The organism is Leifsonia naganoensis, assembly GCF_013410615.1.
In the GTDB taxonomy this organism is placed as follows: domain Bacteria; phylum Actinomycetota; class Actinomycetes; order Actinomycetales; family Microbacteriaceae; genus Leifsonia; species Leifsonia aquatica.
The window spans coordinates 3,109,792-3,129,136 of record NZ_JACCHJ010000001.1 but is presented as its reverse complement, the minus strand read 5'-3'; the positions used below and the strand labels follow the sequence as shown (position 1 = coordinate 3,129,136).

Below are 19,345 nucleotides of genomic sequence, written 5' to 3'. Positions count from 1 at the left end.
CCATGCTGGCACGCGCCACCGACATCGGTGAGTGGTCCTGCGACCCCTCTGGGCTCGGCGGAAGAACGCTCACCGAGGGGTGCCGGCCAGGTCGCGCTCGGCCGCCTCGGCGGTCGTCGCCCCGGTCACTCCCACCGGGCGCCGCGTCTCCTCGACGCGACCCGCGCGCCGCGACGTGCGCACGATCCGGCGCGCCTGCAGCGCCTCGCGCCACCGCACCACGATCCCGCGCTCGCGCACCTGCCGCAGCAGCTCCCGCTCCGCCTGCCGGCGGGCGTCCTCCGCGGCGTTGACCCGTGCGTTCACATACTCTTCGAGCAGTTGCATCCGTCCATCCCTCTCGTCGATCCGACCACCTCAGACTGCTCGCTAAGGCAGTGGCCGAACATCGGGCAGATGCCCTATTCCGGTCTTCCGCTCCGCCGCGACCGGGTGCACTCTGGCGGCATGGCAACCATCAACGTCCTGCAACCGCCGTACCGGGTCGGCTACTTCGTCGGCAGCCTCTCCGCGAAGTCGATCAACCGGCACCTCGCCCGCGCGCTCATCCGTCTCGCGCCGGCCGAGCTGGAGTTCACCGAGATCGAGATCGGCGGCCTCCCGCTCTACAACCGCGACCTCGACGGCGACTTCCCCGCCTCCGCGCTGGAGTTCAAGGCGACGATCGCCGCCCAGGACGCCCTGCTCTTCGTCACGCCGGAGTACAACCGCTCTATCCCGGGCGCCCTGAAGAACGCGATCGACTGGGCGAGCCGCCCGCACGGCGAGAACGTCATCGCCCGCAAGGCCTCCGCCGTGATCGGGGCATCGACCGGCGCGATCGGCACGGCCGTGGCACAGCAGCAGCTGCGCAGCGTGCTCAGCTTCCTGCAGGCACCGCAGATGAACGCCCCGGAGGCCTACCTCCAGCTGACGCCGGGGCTGATCGAGGAGGACGGAACCGTCACGAACGAGGGCACCGAGGCGTTCCTGCGCGGATTCATGGTCTCGTTCTTCGAGTACATCGAGCGGGTGCTCACCGTCGTGCCGAAGCCCGTCTGACCCGCGCTATCGGCGCACCGGGACGAGCCGCACGTCCGAGAGGGCGCCATCGGCCACGCTCGCGGTGAGGTACGTGCACTCGGGCTGACGGCGGCGATCCGTCGGCGACCCCGGGTTCAGGAGGCGCAGGCCGGCGGGCGACACCGTGTCCCACGGGATGTGGGAGTGGCCGAATACCAGCACATCCGCATCCGGATAGTCCCCGTCGGCGCGCGTCTCGCGTCCGGCGGCCGGACCCGTCTCGTGCACGACCGCGAACCGGAGGCCCTCCAGCTCGACCCGCGCCACCTCCGGCAGCCGCCCGCGCAGCTCCGGTCCGTCGTTGTTGCCCCACACGCCGACGAGGCGGCGCGACCGCTCCTCGAGCACATCGAGCGTGGCCGCATCCACCCAGTCGCCCGCGTGGATGACGACATCGGCGGCGTCGACCGCGGCCAGCACCTGCTCGGGCAGCGCCCGCGCGCGCTTCGGGACGTGGGTGTCGGAGATCATCAGCAGCTTCATCCCTCCGAACGGTAGGCGAGCGCGCCGCGCAGGGCTAGCTTCGCGGGTATGGAACTTCGCAATCTCGGAAACAGCGGGACGATGGTGTCGGAGCTGGCGCTCGGCACGATGACGTTCGGGGCGGAGGCGGACGAGCAGTCCTCCCACGCCATCCTGGAGCGCTATCTCGACGCCGGCGGCAACTTCGTGGACACGGCCGACGTGTACAGCGCGGGCGTCTCGGAGTCGATCATCGGGCGGTGGCTGGCGCGCAACCACGGCCGCCGCGACGGCATCGTGCTCGCGACCAAGGGCCGCTTCCCGATGGGGGCGGGGCCGAACGACCTCGGTCTCTCCCGCACGCACCTCCGCCGCGCTCTCGACGACTCGCTGCGCCGGCTCGGCGTCGACCACGTCGACCTCTACCAGCTGCACGCGTGGGACGCCCTGACTCCCCTGGAGGAGACGCTGCGCTTCCTCGACGACGCCGTCTCGGCGGGGAAGATCTCGTACTACGGCTTCTCGAACTACCTCGGCTGGCAGCTCACCAAGGCCGTGCGGCTCGCGGCCGAGCACGGCTGGTCGCCGCCGGTCACCCTCCAGCCCCAGTACAACCTCCTCGTCCGCAGCATCGAGCACGAGATCGTGCCGGCCGCGCTCGACGCCGGGATGGGGCTGCTGCCGTGGTCCCCGCTGGCCGGCGGCTGGCTGAGCGGCAAGTACCGCCGCGACGAGTCCCCCACCGGCTCCACCCGCCTGGGCGAGAACCCGACGCGCGGCATGGAGGCGTGGGAGGCCCGCAATGCCGACCCGCGCACGTGGGAGGTGGTCGACGCGGTCGCGAGCGTCGCCTCCGAGGTCGGCGCGAGCCCGTCGCAGGTGGCGCTCCGCTGGCTGGCGGACCGGCCCGCCGTGACGTCGGTCATTCTCGGAGCGCGCACGATCGAGCAGCTGGATGACAACCTCGGCGCCGCCGAGGTGGTGCTCCCCGACGACCTGCGCCGCACGCTCGACGACGCGAGCGCCCCGCGCGCGGAGGTGTACCCGTACGGCGAGCAGGCCGTGGCGCAGCGGCACCGCAAGCGCGAGGGCGGGCGGTAGGCGCGAGGAGCGCGCCACGGGAGGAGATCACGGCTCGTTCGGGCCGGATCTCCTCCCTTCCCCGCGTTCTCCGCACCTCGCGTCCGGAATCTCCTCCGTTGCCCGCGCCGAGGCTACGGGAGGAAATCGGGCTCGCGTACCCGCCGAATCGCGTTGAACGGAGGGGATCGCTGGGCCGACTGCGAGAATCCCCTCCGTTCGCGACGCCGTCGCAACAGCATGACGCACGACTTGTCAACAAGCGCGAGCGCCGATTAGAGTCGGCAGGCCTGTCACCGCGAAAGGATGGCGCCCCATGACCACCGTCCTGCCCCAGACAGACCTACCCTCGACGGACGTGCCCGAGACCGGGCGCCGCGCCCGCATCGACGAGTCGTGGATCCGCGCCCTGCCGAAGGCGGAGGTGCACGTGCACCTGGAGGGCAACTTCACGCTGGTCGACCTGCTCGACCTCGCGAAGCAGGCGGGAGAGCCGCTCCCCGGACCAGCGGCGACACTCTTCGACGTCACGACCCACCACGACTCCGACGGCGCGGGCGACCTCGGCGCCTTCCTCCGCTTCCTCGACTGGGAGTGCGGGCTCATCCGCACACCGGAGCAGGCGGCACGCCACGCCTACACGTTCGCCGCACGCCAGACCGCATCGGGGATCCGCTACACCGACGCGATCATCAACCCGACGCACTGGAGCGCCTGGGAGGGCCGCGTGCCCGAGCTGTTCGACGCGCTCGCCGCCGGGATCGACGAGGCCGAGCAGGACGGCCTCGCCCCGGTCCGGCTCTGTTATTCGCTGCTGCGCCAGCAGAGCGCGACGGAGGCACGGGAGGCCGCCGATTGGCTCGCCGCCGCCCGACCGCGCCACGTGGTCGCCCTCTCGATCGACGGCGACGAGCGGGCCGCAGGACGCGTCAGCGCGCGCTTCGCCGAGGCGTTCTCGATCGCCCGCGACGCCGGCCTGCATCGCACCGTGCACGCGGGCGAGTCCAGCGGGCCCGAGGGCGTCCGCGACGCCCTCGACCTCCTCCACGCAGAGCGCATCGACCACGGCATCCGCTCCGTCGAGGACCGGGCGCTCGTGCGGCGTCTGGCCGACGAGCAGATCCCGGTCGGCGTGTGCCCGCGGTCCAACATCGTGCTCGGCCTCTACGACGACTGGGCGCAGCACCCCCTGCTCGCGCTGCGCGACGCCGGCGTGAACGTGACGATCAACACCGACGACCCCGCTCCGCTCGGCACCACGCTCGAGGCCGACTGGGCCGTGTGCGCGGAGGCGTTCGCCCTCGGCCACGACGACCTGGCCGGGTTCGCGGCGGCGTCGATCGCCGCCTCTTTCGCCGATGACGACACGAAACGCCGCCTGACGGCGGAGCTGGCCGCCACTCTCTCCGCCCAGTAGGTTCGGTGACTGTGACGGACGACAGGCGGCTGCACAACGAGCTGCTCCGCGAGGTGCGGGAGGCCGCGGCCGCGAACGCCGCGCTGCCCGGCGAGCTGGAGCTCACCGCCCGACTCGGCTGCACGCGCCAGCAGCTGCGCAACGCACTCGCTGAGCTCGAGCGCCAGGGCATCCTCCGCCGCCGCCAGGGCGCAGCGACCACCGTCGACCACGTCGGCCTGCGGATGAGCGTGCGGCTGGAGGACCAGTTCGAGCACACCGTGCTGCTCTCGCGGATGGGCTACCAGGCGGGCGTCGAGATCCTGGAGTCCGGGGTCGTGCCGCTGCCGGCGCACATCGCCGCCCTCCTCGACGTGGAGGCCGGGCATCCCGCCCTCCGCAGCGTGAAGCGGTGGCGTGCCGACGGCGAACCGGCCATGCTCGCCTCCGGGTACCTACTGCTGCCGGACGACTCCCCGCGCGAGCTGGACGCGTCGGTGTTCACCGCGGTCGGCCAGGCCTGGGGCGAGTCGCTGGTCTGGGAGGTCGCGACGCCGGGCGCCGCCGCACTCGCGGGAGCCGACGCCGACCTGCTCGGCCGGCCCGAGGGGACGCCCGTGCTCACCTTCGAGCTCATCGGCGTCTCGGTGAGCGGCCGCCGCCTGTTCTACGCCTTCGAGCATCACCTGCCGGAGGTGGTGCGCTACTCGTTCGTGCGCTCCGTGCGGCCGCCGTGGGACGCGATCTGACCCCCTGATCCGGGCTCTGTGGCGTTTCGTTACGGCCGGCATCGCGGTCGGGATGACCTCCCGTGCACACTTGTCGACAAGTTGCACCGCACCCGTCCCGCGACCTCGCGATCCCGCGATCCCCCGAAAGGCCCCGAACCCCCATGAAGCTGCGCTCCCTGCTCGCCCCGCTGCTCGCCGTGCCCGTCGTGGCCGTGCTCGCCGCCTGCTCGTCCGGCGCGACCGCCGGATCCACCTCCGCCGCCGCGGACAAGCCGAAGGTCGCCGTCGTGCTCGGCGGTCTCGCCAACGACGGCGGATTCAACCAGTACGCGGCCGACGCCGCGCACGCCCTCGAGAAGAAGGGCGAGATCACCGCCCAGATCCGCGAATCCGTCACCAGCTCGTCCGACGCCGAGGCGGCCTTCCGCCAGTACGCGTCGCAGGGCTACGACCTGATCATCGGCTGGGGCCTCGACTTCAGCAACTCGGTGTTCACCGTCGCGAAGGAGCTGCCGAAGGCGCACTTCGTCGCCACCGGCTCCGCCGACATCCTGGACAAGGCCACCGCCAACGTCGAGACCTGGACGTACGCGAGCGACCAGCAGGGCTACCTGACCGGCTGGGTCGCCGGCAAGACCGGGCTCTCCCCGATCGGCGTGGTGGACGGCCAGCTCGCGCCGTTCAACGAGACCTCGTACAAGGCCCTCACCGTCGGCCTGAAGGCCGCGAACCCGACGGCCACCGAGCTCGAGCCGATCTTCACCGGCAGCTGGGAGGACCCGACCCTCGCGAACCAGGCCGCCAAGGCCCAGATCGCGGCCGGCGCGAAGCTGATCGTCACCGGCGCCGAGGGCTACACCTCCGGCGTCCTCTCCGCCGCGAAGGCCGGCGGCATCGCGACCCTCGGCGCGTCCAGCACCTCCTCGTCCGATGCGAAGGCCGTCAACGTCGGACTGGTGAAGCTCGACTTCACGCCCACCCTCGAAGAGGTCGTCGGCCACCTGAAGAAGGGCGACTTCGGCACGCACTCCTACACCTCCACCATCGCCAACAAGGGCCTGATCTTCGCCGACATCAACGCCGTCGACGCCGCACCGGACCTGCCGAAGGACATCAGCGCGCAGGTCGACGAGCTCGCCAAGAAGCTCGCGAGCGGCGAGGTCACCATCCCGGCCATCGGCTAGGACCGACCGCACCCCGGACCGCAGACAGCGATGACCGCATCCCTCGCCCTCCTGGGCGCCTCCAAGTCGTACGGAGGCGCCCAGGTGCTGCACGCCGTCGACCTGGCGGTGCAGCCGGGCAGCATCCACGCCCTGGTCGGCGAGAACGGCGCGGGCAAGTCCACCGCGCTCAAGATCCTCGCCGGGCTGGAGCAGCCGACCGCCGGAACCGTGACGGTCGACGGGGAGGCCGCGGTCTTCTCGGGCCGCGCCTCGGCGATCCGGCACGGGATCGGGCTGGTGCCGCAGCAGCTCAGCCTCATCCCCGAGCTCACCCTCGCCGAGAACCTCGTGCTCGGGCAGCCCGAACGCCTCGCCCGCCGTCGCCGCGCCGCCCGCCTGCTGCGCGAGGCCGCCGGCTCGGCCGGTCTCGCCGTCGAGCCCGACGTGCGGGTGCGGGAGCTGGGCCTCGCGCAGCGCCAGCTGGGCGAGCTGGCGATCGCGCTCGCACAGGGCGCGCGCATCCTGCTGCTCGACGAGCCCACGTCGGCGCTCGGCCCGTTCGAGACGGCCGCCCTGTTCGATCGCGTGCGCTCGCTCGCGGCCGCCGGCTACGCCGTGCTCCTCATCACCCACCGGCTCGACGAGGTGCGTCTCGTCGCCGACACGGTCACCGTGCTCTCGCACGGGCACGTGACCCTCTCCTCCCCCGTCGCCGACGTCACCGACGAGGACCTCGTGCGGGCGATGGTCGGCAGCGTGCCTCCGGTGCCGCGGCGCGAGCACACGATCGCCGGGGAGGCGCGCCTCGAGCTGCACCAGGCGACGACCGGGACCACCGGCACCGGCATCGACGGCGTCAGCCTGAGCGTGCGCGGCGGCGAGGTCGTCGGCGTGCTGGGCGTCGCCGGCAACGGCCAGACCGCGCTCGCGGAGGCCGCCGCGGGCATCCTCCCACTCCGTTCGGGCACGGTCACCGTCGACGGAGCCGCCGTCACCGGCCGTCCGGATCGCGCCGCCCAGGCGGGACTCGCCTACGTGCCCGAAGTGCGCATCGACGCTCTGCTGCCCGACGCCCCGCTCACCCGCTCCGCCGTGCTGCGCACGCTCGGGCTGGGCGGCCGGTTCCTGCGCCGCGGACGCATCGACACCCGGGCGGTGCGCGCCTTCACCACGGCCCTCCTCGAACGCCACGACGTGCGCCCGCGCAACCCCGACCTCCCGGCCCGCGCGCTCTCCGGCGGCAACCAGCAGAAGCTGCTCGTCGGGCGCGAGCTCGACGGCGCCCCCGCGGTCGCCGTGCTGCACGGTCCGACCCAGGGTCTCGACCTGCACGCCAGCGCGGTGATCCGCGGCGAGGTGCGCGCGGCCGCAGCCGCCGGCACCGCCGTGCTGTTGGTCAGCGCCGACACCGACGAGATCCGCGACCTCGCGGACCGCATCCTCATCCTCTCGAAGGGACGCATCGTGGACAGCCTCGACGCCGCCGACTTCGACAGCGCCCGCATCGGGCGCGGCATGGCCGGTCTCGGCGGGGAGGTCACCGCGTGACCGCCCTCGCCACCTGGCTGCGCCGCCGCCGCGGACCGCTGATCGCCGCTCTCTACGTCGTCGCGGGCTTCGCCGTCGTCTTCGTGCTCGTCGTCGCCACCGGCGGCGACCTCGGCGCGGCACTCGGCGGCTGGTTCACCGGCGCGTTCGGCGACGGCTACAACCTCACCCAGACGCTCTCGAACGCCACGCCGCTCGCACTCGTGGCGATCGGGGTCTCGGTCGCGCTGCGCGCGGGCGTCGTCACCGTCGGCGCGGAAGGGCAGCTGATCGTCGGCGCCATCCTGTCGACGGTGGTCGCCCTCCTGCTCGGTCCGGAGGCCAGCCCGGCCGTCGCCCTCCCGCTCGGCGCGGTCGCGGGCGTCGTCGGCGGGATGCTGTGGGCACTCCCAGCCGCGGTCGCCAAGATCCGCTGGAACGTCAACGAGATCCTCTTCACCCTGCTCGCCAACTACCTCGCCGTCTCGCTGCTGACCTACCTGCTGCGCACGGTGCTGCGGGACCCCGCGACCAACGCGAGCCCGCAATCGCCGCCGCTGCCCCTGCCGTCGCAGCTCCCGCAGCTGCCGGTGAGCGGCCGCATCCACGTCGGCATCGTCATCGTCGCGCTGATCCTGCTCGGCGCCTGGTGGTGGTCGCGCACGCGGCAGGCGTTCGTGCTCGAGGTCTACGGGTCGCGTCCGGTGCTCGCCGCGCGGCTCGGCCTGACGCCGCGCTCCGCGGTGCTCACGGCCCTCCTCGTCTCCGGCGCCGCCGCGGGGCTCGCGGGATGGATGCAGGTCGCCGGCGTCACTCAGCGCCTCGAACCCTCGGTGTCGGGAGGCATCGGCTTCGCCGGGCTCGCGGTCGCGGTCCTCGGCCGCGGAAACCCGCTCGGGATCGCGCTGGCCGCGATCGTCTACTCCGCGCTGGGCACCGGCGCGGCGGGCGTCCAGATCGCCACGGGAACGACCCCGACCGCGATCGGCACGGTCACCCAGGGCATCCTGCTGCTGACGGCCGCGCTCGCCCTCGCGGCCCTGCAGCTCAGCCGCATCGAGAAGGCGGACACCATCGCCGCGAAGACCGAGGCGGTGCCCGCGTGAGCTCCGTCGAGTTCTGGACCGTCGTGCTCTCGGGGGCGCTCGCCCTCTGCGCGCCCATCGTCATCGCCGGTCTCGGCGAGATCTTCCTCGAGCGCACCGGCGGCTTCAACGTCGGCATCGAGGGGATGATGCTGGTCGGCGCCGTCTTCGGCGTGCTCGGCGCGCACGTCGGCGGCGTGTGGGTCGGCGTGCTCGCCGGCATCCTCGCCGGGCTCGTCCTCGGCCTGCTGATGGGCGTCGCCTCGGCGATCGCCAGGGCCGACATCGTCATCGTCGGCATCGCGATCGGGCTGCTCGGCGCCGGACTCAGCGTGTTCCTCTTCCAGGCGCTCAACCCGGCGGGCTCGACCAACCAGACCGTCGAGACGCAGCCTCCCCTGCACCTGCCGTTCATCGAGGGCATCCCGGTGATCGGCCCGGGACTCGCCCACGCGGGCACCTTCTTCTACCTCTCGCTCCTGCTCGTCGTGGTCTCCTGGCTGGTGCTCGACCACACCCGGTTCGGGCTGCGGCTGCGCGCGGTCGGCGACGACGAGTCGGTGGCGAGGACCCGCGGCATCTCGCCCACCGGCTTCCGGCTCGGCGCGGCCGTGATCGCGGGCGGCTTCGCCGGACTCGCCGGTGCGACCGTGCCGCTCGCCAGCATCGGGACGTTCTCGCCCGGGATGACGGGAGGCGCGGGTTTCGTCGCCCTCGCGGTCGTCATCATCGGCCGGCGCACCCCGTTCGGCCTGATCGCCGGAGCGCTGCTCTTCTCGTTCTTCAACTCGCTCGCGCTGCTCGCCCAGACCCAGAGCCTCGGCCTGCCCGTCGAGCTGTTCCAGGCCCTCCCCTACCTGGCGACGCTCGTCGTGCTCTGCGTCGTCTCCCGGCGCGTCTGGCGGCGGAGCCGTGTCGTGCGCCGAGCCTCCACGTCCCCCACGCCCTCCACCTCCCCCGAACCCGAAGAAGCCCGATGACCGCCCCGACCAGCCTGCACGACCTCCCCGACGCCGAGCGCGCCCTGCTCGAGAAGGTCGGCGCGCTCGCGGCCGGCTTCGAGACCGAGGCCGCCGCTCACGACGAGCGCGCCGAGATCGCCGTCGACAGCCTCACCGCGCTGCACGAGGCCGGACTCAGCCGCGCGACCCTCCCGGAGCACCTGGGCGGCGAGGGACTCAGCTACCAGGCCTTCGGCGAGGTCGTGCGCGTGCTCGCCGCCGCCGACCCGTCGATCGCCACGATCGTGACGATGCACACCGGCGCCGGCGTCGGGCTCGCCGAGCTCACCCGCGAGAAGAAGGGCTCCTTCTTCGCCGACGAGTTCCTCGCTGGCAAGCGCTTCGCCAACGCGCTCTCGGAGCCGACCAGCGGCAACCGCTTCCTCAACCCGCAGCAGGCCGCCAGGCCGACCGAAGGAGGCTGGCTGCTCGACGGCGCCAAGCGCTTCGTCTCCGGCAGCGAGATCGCCGACTACCTGCTCGTCAACGCGCTCGTCGACGACGCCCCCACCTTCTTCGCCGTCATCCCCGACGAGACGGTCTCGATCATCCCGATCTGGGACACCCTCGGCCTGCGCGCCACCCGCAGCCAGCTGCTGTCGTTCAGCGACACCCTCCTGAGCGAGGAGCACCGCGGGCGCGCGCCCGGTCCCGGTGACTTCGCCGCGGTGCCCGCCGGCCTGCCCGCGATCTCGCTCGGCATCGCCGACGCCGCGCTCGCCGCGCTGGTCGACCACGCCAAGAACCGCGCCATCCTGGGCAAGCCGCTGTCGCACCAGCAGTGGATCCAGCACGAGGTCGCCGATGCGCAGTCCCGGCTCGAGGCGGTGCACGCGTTCTACCAGCGCACCCTCGCCGAGGCGGACGCCGGCCGGCCCGAGTTCTTCCCGAACCTCTCGCGCTCCAAGTACCTGGCGAACAAGATCGCCGTGGAGGTGGCCCAGCTCGGCGTCCGCGTGGGCGGCGCCTCCGGCTACCTGAAGCAGTCGCCCATCCAGCGCCACCTGCGCAACGCCCAGGCCGGCCAGCTCATGGCCTACTCGACCGAGGTGCTCGCCGGCGAGATCGGCAAAGAGGTGCTCGGCGTCGTCGAGTCCCCCGCCGAGAACGAGCAGGTGGCGTGACCATGGCCGACCGTCAGCGGATGATCTTCAACGCGTTCAACATCTTCTCCGTCTCGCACCACGATCAGGGGATGTGGGCGTGGCCGGGCAGCAAGCAGCTCGACTACAACTCGATCGACTACTGGGCCGACATCGCCCGGCTGCTGGAGCGGGGACGCTTCGACACCCTGTTCTTCGCGGACGTGCTGGCGCCGTACGAGGCGTTCGAGAACTCGCGCGAGCGTGCGGTCTACAGCGGCATGCAGTTCCCGATCAACGACCCCGGCGAGCTCATCCCGGCGCTCGCCTACGCGACCGAGAACCTGGGCTTCGTGCTGACGCAGAACATCCTGCAGGAGCCGCCGTACGCGTTCGCCCGCAAGATGTCGACGCTCGACCACCTGACGCGCGGCCGCATCGCGTGGAACATCGTCACCACGTTCCTGCCCGGCGCCGGCCGCAACCTCGGCCTCGCCGGCCTCCCGGAGCACGAGGACCGCTACGCGCGCGCCGACGACTACGTCGACGTGGTCTACAAGCTGTGGGAGGCGAGCTGGGAGGACGACGCCGTCGTGCGCGACCTCGCCCGCAAGCAGTACTCCGACCCGGCGAAGGTGCACGAGATCAACCACGTCGGTCCGTTCTACGACGTCGTCGGTCCGCACCTCACCGAGCCGTCGCCGCAGCGGACGCCGTTCCTGATCCAGGCGGGCGTCTCGCCGCGAGGGCGGGACTTCGCCGGTCGCAACGCGGAGGGCCTGTTCATCAACGCGCTCAGTCCGGCCGAGGCCGCTCCGGTCGTCGCCGACGTGCGCGCCGCCGCCGTGCGTCACGGGAGGCGGGCGCAGGACGTGAAGCTCTTCGGCATCCTGGGCTTCGTCGTCGGCAGCACCGAGGAGGAGGCCAAGCGCCTCCACGAGGAGATCACCGACTTCCAGAGCATCGACGCCAACCTCGCGAAGCAGAGCGTCTTCCTCGGCTACGACTTCGGGCAGCTCGACCCGAAGGAGCCGATCCACGAGATCGCGAAGCGGCCAGAGGGCCAGGAGGGCATCGTCGGCAAGCTCATCGCGATGTCGCCGAACCCGCAGTACACGATCGGCGAGCTGGTCCGCTGGTTCGGCAACCTCCGCGTCGTCGGCACGCCGGAGCAGATCGCGGACCACGTCGAGGCCTGGCAGGACGCGGGCGTCGACGGGATGAACGTGCAGTACGTCGTCTCCCCCGGCTCGTTCGAGGACTTCGTCGACCACGTGACGCCCGAGCTCCAGCGCCGCGGCATCATGCAGACCGAGTACCGCGAGGGCACGCTGCGCGAGAAGATCTTCGGCAACGGCCCGTACCTGCCCGACGAGCACCGGGCCCGCGGCTTCCGCCGCGCCGCCTTCGGCGCCTGACCCTGCCTCCCTTTCCTCCGACATTTGGACCAAATGTCGGGTATGGCGTGCCCATACCCGACATTTGGCACAAATCTCGGCCCGGGGTCGAGCAGGAATGGAGAAGCGCGCGGGCGCGGAATGCGGGAGGCTGGACTCGTCAGCATCCAGAACTCCGGGAGGACACCATGAGCCCCGCCACGACCGCCGACGACGGCTTCACCGCTGAGGAGCGCGCCGCCATGAAGGAGCGCGCGCAGGAGATCAAGGCCAAACGCGCGTCGAAGAAGCTCTCGAAGGAGGAGCGGGCCGCCGCCGACGCCGCCGAGGTGCAGGCGAAGATCGCCGAGATGACGGAGGACGAGCAGGCCATCGCCCGCCGCCTCCACGAGCTCGTCGCCGAGCACGCCCCGTCGCTCGCGCCGAAGACCTGGTACGGGATGCCCGCCTACGCCAAGGACGGGAAGAACATCGTCTTCTTCCAGCCCGCCACGAAGTTCAAGGCGCGGTACTCCACGATCGGGTTCAACGATCCGGCGCAGCTCGACGACGGCACGATGTGGGCGACGTCGTTCGCCGTGATCGAACTGACACCGGCCGACGAGAAGATCATCGCCGCGCTGCTGGAGAAGGCGGCGGGCTGACCCTTAGCCCTGCGGCGGGACGGTGAGCAGGCCGTCCACCAGCATCCCGCGCACCGCGGGCAGCAGGTCGTCACGCAGGGCGGACTCGTCCACCTCCAGCAGCTGGGCGAGCGCACCGACGATCGCGGCGACGCTCAGCTCGCCGTCGCTCGCGCCGGTCAGGGCCGCGAGTCCGGTGTCGGCGGACACGGTGCGTCCGAAGCCGCCGCCCTGCCGGAGCAGGATGGCGGTCGGCGCGTCCGAGCCGGGCCAGAGGTGCCGCTCCTCGGTGACGTCTCCCGCCACCGCCAGCCGCAGCGCCGAGAGGGCGTCGTCGTCGAGAGCGGCCTGGAGGTCGTGGGCGGCCAGGGCCGCATCCAGCGCCACCCCCAACCCGGCCTCGTTCGCGCCGAGCGAGCCGTGGATGCGCTCGAAGCGCCGCAGCGTCGGCACCCCTTCCGCCCGCCGCAGCAGCAGATAGCCGAACCCGACCTGCCGCACGCCGCGCTCCTCGAAGTCGTCCAGCCACGCGCCGAGCAGCCGGTCGAAGGCCGCCGTACCGGGCCGCGTGCCCCCGTCGCGGATCCACGTCTCGGCATAGCCCGCGGCATCCTCGGTGTCGCGCTCGATCACCCAGGCGTCGAGCGGCGTGGCGGAGCCGTCCACCCAGCCGCGCACGCGATCGAGCGCGTCGGTGAAGCCGTGGTACTCCCAGTTGCCGAGGAGTTGCGCGACCCCACCGGGCTCCAGGTGCTCGCCGCAGCCGTCGATGAAGGCCGCGACGAGGGCGTCGCCGACCATCCCGCCGTCGCGGTACTCGTACGCGGGCACTCCGTCGACGCGCGGGGTGATGACGAAGGGCGGGTTGGAGACGATGTGGTCGAACCGCTCCCCTGCGACCGGCTCGAACATGCTGCCGAGCCGGAACTCGATGCCGTCGACGCCGTTGAGGTCAGCGTTCAGCGCGGCGAGGTCCAGGGCGCGCGGCGAGATGTCGGTCGCCACGACCCGCTCGGCGTGGCGGCGGGCGTGCAGGGCCTGGATGCCGCATCCCGTGCCCAGATCGAGCGCCGTGCGCGCGGGCCGCTGCAGCATCAGCCCGCTGAGGGTCATGGAGGCGCCGCCCACGCCGAGCACGTGGTCCTCCGGAAGCGCGTGGCCCAGCGCCAACTCGCCCAGGTCGGAGACGATCCACCACTCGGCCGGGCCGAGGGCGTCCACAAAGGAGTAGGGGCGCAGGTCGACGGCAGGAGCGACGCCGGCGTCGTCGCGGCGTAGCAGCCCGAGCGTCTGCGCGCCCTCGATGCCGAGCGCGGGTAGCGCGGCCTCCGCCGCCTCGACGGTCGCCGCGCGCCCGAGCACGAACAGGGAGGCGAGCGTGCCGAGGGGTGACGGCTCGCGGCGGCCGAGTGCCCGCTCGGCCGGGACGCGCTGGCCGCGGTGCAGCGCCTCTGCGGCCTCCTCGCCCCACAGGTCGGTGAGGGCGGAGACGGTGAACCCCGCCCCGGTCAGGTCGGAACGGAGTGCCGCGATCGATGCGGCGCGGTCGGCGGGTGAGCTCACCGGACCATTCAAGCAGGAGCAGAATGGGCGTGTGATCCGCAAGAGAGCGATCGTGACCGGGACGGTGCAGGGCGTCGGCTTCCGCTGGGCGGCGCGCGAGCAGGCGCAGGCCCTCGGCGTGGCCGGCTGGGCCCGCAACCGTGGCGACGGCAGCGTCGAGGTGGAGGTCGAGGGCGAGCCCGCCGCGGTCGACCGGATGGTCGCGTGGCTGCGGGAGGGGCCTCCCGGATCCGAGGTGGCCGGCCTCGACGTCACCGACGCCGCCCCCGACGGCGACGACGGATTCCGCATCCGCCAGACCGCCTGACCGCCTGACCGGTCTCTGCGGAAGCGACTGCTACGCCCCGGTACGTCTGCGGCGCGGCGACGCGGCGCAGACGTCCCGCGGCACCGCACTCGGCACATGCGCCGGGCAGCCGCTGCCGCACGCGCGCGAGCTCGGCACTGTTTTGCAGGGCGCAGCGGTGGACAATGGGGGCATGACCCGCGCCACTCTGCTGACCGTGACCGCACCGACCGTCTCCGACGCTGCGGCGGACCGCGCCGCCGGCGACCCGGGATTCGTGCTCGCCGATTTCGGCGCGCCGCAGGTCCGCATCACCGACCTCGGCATCACGCGCGGCGACGGCGTGTTCGAGACGGTCGCCGTGATCGACGGGCACCCGCAGGCGCTCGAACCGCACCTGGAGCGGCTGGCGCACTCGGCGGCGCTGCTCGACCTCCCGGAGCCGGATGCCGCCGTGTGGCGGGAGGCCGTGCTGGCCGGGGTCGCCGACTACCGGTCCCGCAACGGCGACGACGGAGAGCTCTTCGCCAAGCTCATCCTGACCCGCGGCGTCGAAGGCGAGGGGCGCGCGAGCGGGTGGATCTTCGTCGACGAGGGCGAGGACTTCTCGGCCCAGCGCCTCGGCATCCGCGTCGTCTCGCTCGACCGCGGCTGGCGGCACGACGTCGCCGAGACCTCCCCGTGGCTGCTCGCGGGCGCGAAGACCCTGTCGTACGCGATCAACCGGGCGGCGGGCCGGGAGGCTGCGCGCCGGGGTGCCGACGACGTCATCTTCCTCAGTTCCGACGGCTACGCGTTGGAGGGGCCGACCTCCAACGTGATCCTGCTCTCCGACGGCGTCGTGCGCACCCCGCAGACCGATCAGGGCATCCTGGCCGGCACCACGCAGGCCGCGGTGTTCGCGTTCTTCGAGGAGCGCGGCTACCCGACCGAGTACCGCCGCATCACCGCGGACGAGCTGCGCGACGCCGACGCCCTCTGGCTGGTGTCCAGCGTGCGGCAGGCCGCGCCCATCACCGCGCTCGACGACCGCGACTACCCCGTCGACGACGCGCTGACCGCCGACCTGAACGCGTACCTCCTCTCGCGCACGGACTGAGCGGCCCGGCCCCCTCCCGCCGGTAGACCTCTCGTTACGCCCCGATTCGCGAGCGTCGGTCGCGCCGTCTAGGCTGAACGCACCGTTCCGGCGACGAGGCCGGATCCACCGTCAGCGGAGGGAGGTCGCCCGTGACAGAACACGTACCCCGGAGCATCGAAGTGCTCCGTCAGCAGGCGCGCGACGAGCTCTCCGCGATCATCGAGCACCGCTGCCGGGCAGGCGAGGACCCCTGGCACTTCATCCCGGACCTCCCGAGCGTCGACGAGCAGGTCGTCATCTCGCTGCGGGCGACCGCGATCGAGGCGTTCGACCTCGGCGAGCAGCAGTCGCGCGCGCACCATCCCGCCGCGGGCCGCGAGATCTTCACCCGCTTCGAGTATTCGGTGCTGCGCCGCATCGCGCTGGAGCATCCCGAGCTCAGCGAAGCCGTCTGGGGCATGCTCGACAAGCTCGAGCGCGCCTGACAGCCGCTGGCGCCGGCGCCAACTCCCGAGATCCTCCACGACACGCGCGCACCCGCCCGGCTCACGCGCCGGCGGCCTCCCGCAACTGCTCCGGCCGCGTGACCGGCAGCCGGCAGACGAAGTCGCGACAGAGGTACGCGGTCGGGAGCCCGTCGTGCGCCGTCCGCCCGGCGAACAGGTCGAACCCTTCGTCCGCGAGCGCCGCGGCCTGCGCCTCCCCGACGATGGCGACCACGGCTGCGGGATGGGTCCGCACCGCTCCCAGCAAGCCCTCCGGATCTGCCGGGCCCGAGGGATGCGCGCCCGGCTCGGCCCCGGCCGGCAGCACGGTCACGAGCTGCACCGCGTCGGTGTCGAGGCGCGACATCAGGGCGAGGGAGGCGCCGAACCCGGTCGGGCTCTGCACCGCCTGCGCGGCGACCAGCCGCATCCCCTCGCGCGCGGCCCGCTCGTAGCGCCGCTCGCCGGTCAGCAGGAAGAGCGTGTGCGCTGCCGCCGCCGTCGACGACAGGCCTGAGGGATACGCGCCCTCGGAGGGATCGACGCGGACGGACAGCCCCGTCGCGGCGAGCACCGGGTCGCCGCCTCCCGGCGCCTCGAACGGCCCCGACGCCGAAGCAGCACCCGAAGCACCCGCCGCGTCGAGAGAGATGTCGACGAGATCGCGCGCGGCGACGGCCATCGCCGGGTCGCCCGACGCGAGCGCGAGCTCCAGCAGACCCGCGGCCAGCGCGCCGTAGTCCTCCAGCGTCGCCTCCGCGTCGGAGAGCCGATCGTCGAGGGACATGCGCAGGAGGGTGCCGTCGGCGCGGCGATGCCGCTCCAGCAGCATCGTCGCCGCCGTGGTCGCTGCGACGATCCACGCGGGCCGGTTCAGGATGCGGGCCGCGCGGGCCAGCGCGCCGATCGCCAGGCCGTTCCATCCGGTCAGCACCTTCGCGTCGACCGGTGGCGCGTCCAGCAGCCCGCGCTCCGCGGGCGCCCGCTTGTAGTACTCGCCCTCGACCCGCGCTCCGTCGATGACGCTCTCCGAGTCCTGCGCCGAGGCGAAGCCGCCTCCCGGGCGGCGCAGCACGCCGAGCAGGAACGCCGCGATCCCGTCGGCAGTCTGCTCCGCCCACGGCTCGCGCGTCTGCAGCCAGGCCGTCGCGTACGCGTCCAGCAGCAGCGCGTTGTCGTAGAGCATCCGCTCGTAGTGCGGGTCGCCCCAGTCGCGGCGGGTCGCGTAGCGGAAGAACCCGCCGTCGACCGGGTCGCGGAGCGGGGAGTCCGCCATGCGCCGCAGGGTCCGGTGCGCCAGCTCCTCCCCCGACGGCCGGCCCAGCAGGAAGCCGAGCACGGGCGCGACGGGGAACTTCGGCGCCGTGCCGAAACCGCCGAACTCCTCGTCCTCGGCCCGCGTCAGGAGGTCGACGACCGTGTCGAGCTCGCGGCCGTCCGGGAGGTCGTGGACCGCCGTTGCGGACGCGGAGGCCGCGGCGAGCGCCGCCACGACGCGCCCCGCGTCGGTCTCCACCTGCTCCCGGCGCTGCTCCCACGCGTCGGCCACGGCGTCGAGCACCTGGCGGAACGACGCACGGCCGCCGACCGGGATCGGCGGGAAGTACGTGCCGGCGAAGAACGCCCGGCCGTCGGGTGTGGCGAAGACGGTGAGCGGCCAGCCGAGGTTGTCGGTGAAGGCGCTCGCGGCGGAGAGGTAGGCGGCATCCACTTCGGGATGCTCCTCCCGGTCGACCTTGATCGGCACGAAGCGCGCATCGAGCTCGGCGGCGAGCGCGGGATCGGAGAAGCTCTCGCGGGCCATGACGTGGCACCAGTGGCAGGTCGCGTAGCCGATGGAGATCATGACCGGCACGTCGCGCCTCCGGGCTTCGGCGAAGGCCTCCGCTCCCCACGGCCACCAGTCGACCGGGTTGTCCGCGTGCGCGCGGAGGTACGGACTGATCGCGTCCTGCAGCCGATTCGCCATGGCCACACCCTACGACCGCAGACCGCGCCCGCAACGGCTGGTAGCGTGGTGGATATGGTTGCAAACGCAAATACTCCGACCCTGACCCTCAACAACGGAACCACCATCCCGCAGCTGGGCTTCGGCGTCTTCAAGGTCGACCCGGCCGAGACGACGCGGATCGTCACGGATGCGCTCGAGGTCGGCTACCGCCACATCGACACCGCCGCGATCTACGGCAACGAGAAGGGTGTGGGCGACGCCCTCGCCTCCTCCGGCATCGCCCGGGACGAGCTCTTCGTCACCACGAAGCTCTGGAACGACCGCCAGACCGACGCGCAGGCCGCGTTCGACGAGTCGCTCGAGAAGCTCGGCCTCGACTACGTGAACCTGTACCTCATCCACTGGCCGACCCCCGAGAAGGACACCTTCGTCGAGGCGTGGAAGTCGCTCGAGACCATCTACGCGTCGGGCCGCGCGAAGGCCATCGGCGTGTCGAACTTCCTCGTCCCGCACCTGGAGAAGCTGCTCGCGAACACCGACATCGTGCCGGCCGTGAACCAGATCGAGCTGCACCCGGCGCACCAGCAGCCGGCCGTCACCGCGTTCGCGCGCGAGCACGGCATCGAGATCGAGGCGTGGGGCCCGCTCGGCCAGGGCAAGTACCCGCTGTTCGAGCTGCCCGAGGTCGCCGGCGCCGCCGAGGCGCACGGCAAGACCCCGGCCCAGGTCGTCATCCGCTGGCACCTGCAGACCGGCAACATCGTGTTCCCCAAGTCGAACCGCCGCGAGCGCATGGCCGAGAACTTCGACGTCTTCGACTTCGAACTCACCGACGCCGAGGTCGCCGCGATCACCGGTCTCGAGCGCGAGGGCCGCGTCAGCGCGCACCCGAACGAGGTCAACTGACCCCCGCCGGATAAGCTCTCCCTCGTGAAGTTGAGGATCACGACGGCAACGGGCAAGGTCGCCTACATCATCGGGGGCTACGGCCTCCTGCTGGCGTTGAACGTCTTCCTGTTCCAGCAGCTCGTCGACGCGACCGTCGACGTGCTGATCGTGGCCGTCCTCAACCTCCTCTACGTCGGCATCGGCGTCCGCATCTTCCGCGGCGCCGGTGAGAATCGCGAGGACCCGCGCCCCTGGTGGCGCGCGACCGCCCGGCCCGCCGCCGGTTTCTGGATCGGCGGCGGGCTCGCGGCGGCGGCCTTCGTCTCGTGCGTCGGCGCTCTGGCCAGCCGGCCGGAGAACTCGTTCATCCCGACCGTGGCGTGCGTCTGCTACGCGGTGCTGGCGGCCTTCTACCTGCACTCGTCCGTGCGGCTGCTCACGATGGACACGGCGGCCTGACACCCGGCACGTCGGCGCCC

At 72.4% G+C, this 19,345-nt stretch carries 20 protein-coding genes; 16 read left to right on the top strand and 4 right to left on the bottom strand.

The annotated features are described in order from the left end of the window. Window positions 1-69 precede the first annotated feature (69 nt). A complete protein-coding gene (locus HNR14_RS15065) occupies window positions 70-327 on the bottom strand; it encodes a hypothetical protein (RefSeq protein WP_179701682.1) in 258 nt (85 codons plus the stop codon). A gap of 120 nt (window positions 328-447) precedes the next feature. On the opposite strand from HNR14_RS15065, the gene HNR14_RS15060 reads away from it, so the two are divergent. Beyond that, window positions 448-1,041 (top strand): NADPH-dependent FMN reductase, encoded by a 594-nt coding sequence (locus tag HNR14_RS15060; RefSeq protein WP_179701681.1) that lies wholly within the window; start codon window positions 448-450, stop codon window positions 1,039-1,041. Between the two features lie 6 nt (window positions 1,042-1,047). Here the strand turns inward: HNR14_RS15060 and HNR14_RS15055 are convergent, their stop codons facing one another. Next, window positions 1,048-1,545, bottom strand: coding sequence for a metallophosphoesterase family protein (locus HNR14_RS15055; protein WP_179701680.1), 498 nt, complete (start codon window positions 1,543-1,545; stop codon window positions 1,048-1,050). Window positions 1,546-1,593: 48 nt separating this feature from the next. Between HNR14_RS15055 and HNR14_RS15050 the strand changes: the two genes are divergently transcribed. The 10 genes from HNR14_RS15050 to HNR14_RS15005 all read left to right on the top strand — a co-directional run bounded on the left by HNR14_RS15050 (window position 1,594) and on the right by HNR14_RS15005 (window position 12,633). After that, the gene (locus HNR14_RS15050) at window positions 1,594-2,625 is read left to right on the top strand and encodes an aldo/keto reductase (protein WP_179701679.1); all 1,032 of its coding nucleotides are present in this window, start codon (window positions 1,594-1,596) and stop codon (window positions 2,623-2,625) included. A 295-nt stretch (window positions 2,626-2,920) separates the two neighbouring features. Continuing rightward, window positions 2,921-4,021 (top strand): adenosine deaminase, encoded by a 1,101-nt coding sequence (add, locus tag HNR14_RS15045; protein ID WP_179701678.1) that lies wholly within the window; start codon window positions 2,921-2,923, stop codon window positions 4,019-4,021. Between the two features lie 11 nt (window positions 4,022-4,032). Beyond that, entirely contained in the window at window positions 4,033-4,749 is a 717-nt protein-coding gene (locus HNR14_RS15040; protein WP_179701677.1) for a UTRA domain-containing protein, read from the top strand. A gap of 143 nt (window positions 4,750-4,892) precedes the next feature. Then, on the top strand, window positions 4,893-5,915 hold the full coding sequence (locus HNR14_RS15035; RefSeq protein ID WP_021764886.1) for a BMP family ABC transporter substrate-binding protein: 1,023 nt from the start codon (window positions 4,893-4,895) through the stop codon (window positions 5,913-5,915). A gap of 30 nt (window positions 5,916-5,945) precedes the next feature. Further along, window positions 5,946-7,445 (top strand): ATP-binding cassette domain-containing protein, encoded by a 1,500-nt coding sequence (locus HNR14_RS15030; protein ID WP_179701676.1) that lies wholly within the window; start codon window positions 5,946-5,948, stop codon window positions 7,443-7,445. Further along, complete coding sequence (locus HNR14_RS15025; protein ID WP_179701675.1) at window positions 7,442-8,530, top strand: ABC transporter permease subunit; 1,089 nt, start codon at window positions 7,442-7,444, stop codon at window positions 8,528-8,530. Before HNR14_RS15030 ends, HNR14_RS15025 begins: the two co-directional genes overlap by 4 nt. Further along, the gene (locus tag HNR14_RS15020) at window positions 8,527-9,489 is read left to right on the top strand and encodes an ABC transporter permease subunit (RefSeq protein WP_179701674.1); all 963 of its coding nucleotides are present in this window, start codon (window positions 8,527-8,529) and stop codon (window positions 9,487-9,489) included. The genes HNR14_RS15025 and HNR14_RS15020 overlap by 4 nt, the downstream gene beginning before the upstream one ends. After that, on the top strand, window positions 9,486-10,634 hold the full coding sequence (locus HNR14_RS15015; protein WP_179701673.1) for an acyl-CoA dehydrogenase family protein: 1,149 nt from the start codon (window positions 9,486-9,488) through the stop codon (window positions 10,632-10,634). Before HNR14_RS15020 ends, HNR14_RS15015 begins: the two co-directional genes overlap by 4 nt. A 2-nt stretch (window positions 10,635-10,636) precedes the next feature. Further along, on the top strand, window positions 10,637-12,010 hold the full coding sequence (locus HNR14_RS15010) for an LLM class flavin-dependent oxidoreductase (RefSeq protein ID WP_179702690.1): 1,374 nt from the start codon (window positions 10,637-10,639) through the stop codon (window positions 12,008-12,010). Between the two features lie 167 nt (window positions 12,011-12,177). Beyond that, window positions 12,178-12,633: an iron chaperone gene (locus tag HNR14_RS15005; protein WP_179701672.1), complete on the top strand. Its 456-nt coding sequence runs from the start codon at window positions 12,178-12,180 to the stop codon at window positions 12,631-12,633. A gap of 3 nt (window positions 12,634-12,636) precedes the next feature. On the opposite strand, the gene HNR14_RS15000 is transcribed toward HNR14_RS15005, so the two are convergent. Continuing rightward, window positions 12,637-14,175 (bottom strand): DUF7059 domain-containing protein, encoded by a 1,539-nt coding sequence (locus tag HNR14_RS15000; protein ID WP_343064504.1) that lies wholly within the window; start codon window positions 14,173-14,175, stop codon window positions 12,637-12,639. Window positions 14,176-14,206: 31 nt separating this feature from the next. Between HNR14_RS15000 and HNR14_RS20950 the strand changes: the two genes are divergently transcribed. The 3 genes from HNR14_RS20950 (at window position 14,207) to HNR14_RS14990 (ending at window position 16,027) form a co-directional block, all read left to right on the top strand. Next, entirely contained in the window at window positions 14,207-14,482 is a 276-nt protein-coding gene (locus HNR14_RS20950; protein ID WP_343064503.1) for an acylphosphatase, read from the top strand. Between the two features lie 172 nt (window positions 14,483-14,654). Then, window positions 14,655-15,560 carry an aminodeoxychorismate lyase gene (locus tag HNR14_RS14995; RefSeq protein ID WP_179701670.1) on the top strand — a complete coding sequence of 302 codons (906 nt, stop codon included), beginning with the start codon at window positions 14,655-14,657 and terminating at the stop codon, window positions 15,558-15,560. Window positions 15,561-15,691: 131 nt separating this feature from the next. Continuing rightward, complete coding sequence (locus HNR14_RS14990; RefSeq protein ID WP_039923102.1) at window positions 15,692-16,027, top strand: hypothetical protein; 336 nt, start codon at window positions 15,692-15,694, stop codon at window positions 16,025-16,027. 61 nt (window positions 16,028-16,088) lie between these two features. On the opposite strand, the gene HNR14_RS14985 is transcribed toward HNR14_RS14990, so the two are convergent. Then, the gene (locus HNR14_RS14985; protein WP_179701669.1) at window positions 16,089-17,996 is read right to left on the bottom strand and encodes a thioredoxin domain-containing protein; all 1,908 of its coding nucleotides are present in this window, start codon (window positions 17,994-17,996) and stop codon (window positions 16,089-16,091) included. Between the two features lie 54 nt (window positions 17,997-18,050). Here HNR14_RS14985 and HNR14_RS14980 point away from each other — a divergent pair, with 54 nt between their 5' ends. Then, window positions 18,051-18,884 carry an aldo/keto reductase gene (locus tag HNR14_RS14980; protein WP_179701668.1) on the top strand — a complete coding sequence of 278 codons (834 nt, stop codon included), beginning with the start codon at window positions 18,051-18,053 and terminating at the stop codon, window positions 18,882-18,884. 24 nt (window positions 18,885-18,908) lie between these two features. Then, window positions 18,909-19,325 carry a hypothetical protein gene (locus HNR14_RS14975; protein ID WP_021765490.1) on the top strand — a complete coding sequence of 139 codons (417 nt, stop codon included), beginning with the start codon at window positions 18,909-18,911 and terminating at the stop codon, window positions 19,323-19,325. Window positions 19,326-19,345: the final 20 nt, after the last annotated feature.

What these genes read in the sequence shown, in the direction of transcription:
- HNR14_RS15065 (WP_179701682.1), bottom strand. Translation starts at nt 327, where the DNA reads ATGCAACTGCTCGAAGAGTATGTGAACGCACGGGTCAACGCCGCGGAG.
- HNR14_RS15060 (WP_179701681.1), top strand. Translation starts at nt 448, where the DNA reads ATGGCAACCATCAACGTCCTGCAACCGCCGTACCGGGTCGGCTACTTC.
- HNR14_RS15055 (WP_179701680.1), bottom strand. Translation starts at nt 1,545, where the DNA reads ATGAAGCTGCTGATGATCTCCGACACCCACGTCCCGAAGCGCGCGCGG.
- HNR14_RS15050 (WP_179701679.1), top strand. Translation starts at nt 1,594, where the DNA reads ATGGAACTTCGCAATCTCGGAAACAGCGGGACGATGGTGTCGGAGCTG.
- add (WP_179701678.1), top strand. Translation starts at nt 2,921, where the DNA reads ATGACCACCGTCCTGCCCCAGACAGACCTACCCTCGACGGACGTGCCC.
- HNR14_RS15035 (WP_021764886.1), top strand. Translation starts at nt 4,893, where the DNA reads ATGAAGCTGCGCTCCCTGCTCGCCCCGCTGCTCGCCGTGCCCGTCGTG.
- HNR14_RS15030 (WP_179701676.1), top strand. Translation starts at nt 5,946, where the DNA reads ATGACCGCATCCCTCGCCCTCCTGGGCGCCTCCAAGTCGTACGGAGGC.
- HNR14_RS15015 (WP_179701673.1), top strand. Translation starts at nt 9,486, where the DNA reads ATGACCGCCCCGACCAGCCTGCACGACCTCCCCGACGCCGAGCGCGCC.
- HNR14_RS15010 (WP_179702690.1), top strand. Translation starts at nt 10,637, where the DNA reads ATGGCCGACCGTCAGCGGATGATCTTCAACGCGTTCAACATCTTCTCC.
- HNR14_RS15005 (WP_179701672.1), top strand. Translation starts at nt 12,178, where the DNA reads ATGAGCCCCGCCACGACCGCCGACGACGGCTTCACCGCTGAGGAGCGC.
- HNR14_RS14995 (WP_179701670.1), top strand. Translation starts at nt 14,655, where the DNA reads ATGACCCGCGCCACTCTGCTGACCGTGACCGCACCGACCGTCTCCGAC.
- HNR14_RS14985 (WP_179701669.1), bottom strand. Translation starts at nt 17,996, where the DNA reads ATGGCGAATCGGCTGCAGGACGCGATCAGTCCGTACCTCCGCGCGCAC.
- HNR14_RS14980 (WP_179701668.1), top strand. Translation starts at nt 18,051, where the DNA reads ATGGTTGCAAACGCAAATACTCCGACCCTGACCCTCAACAACGGAACC.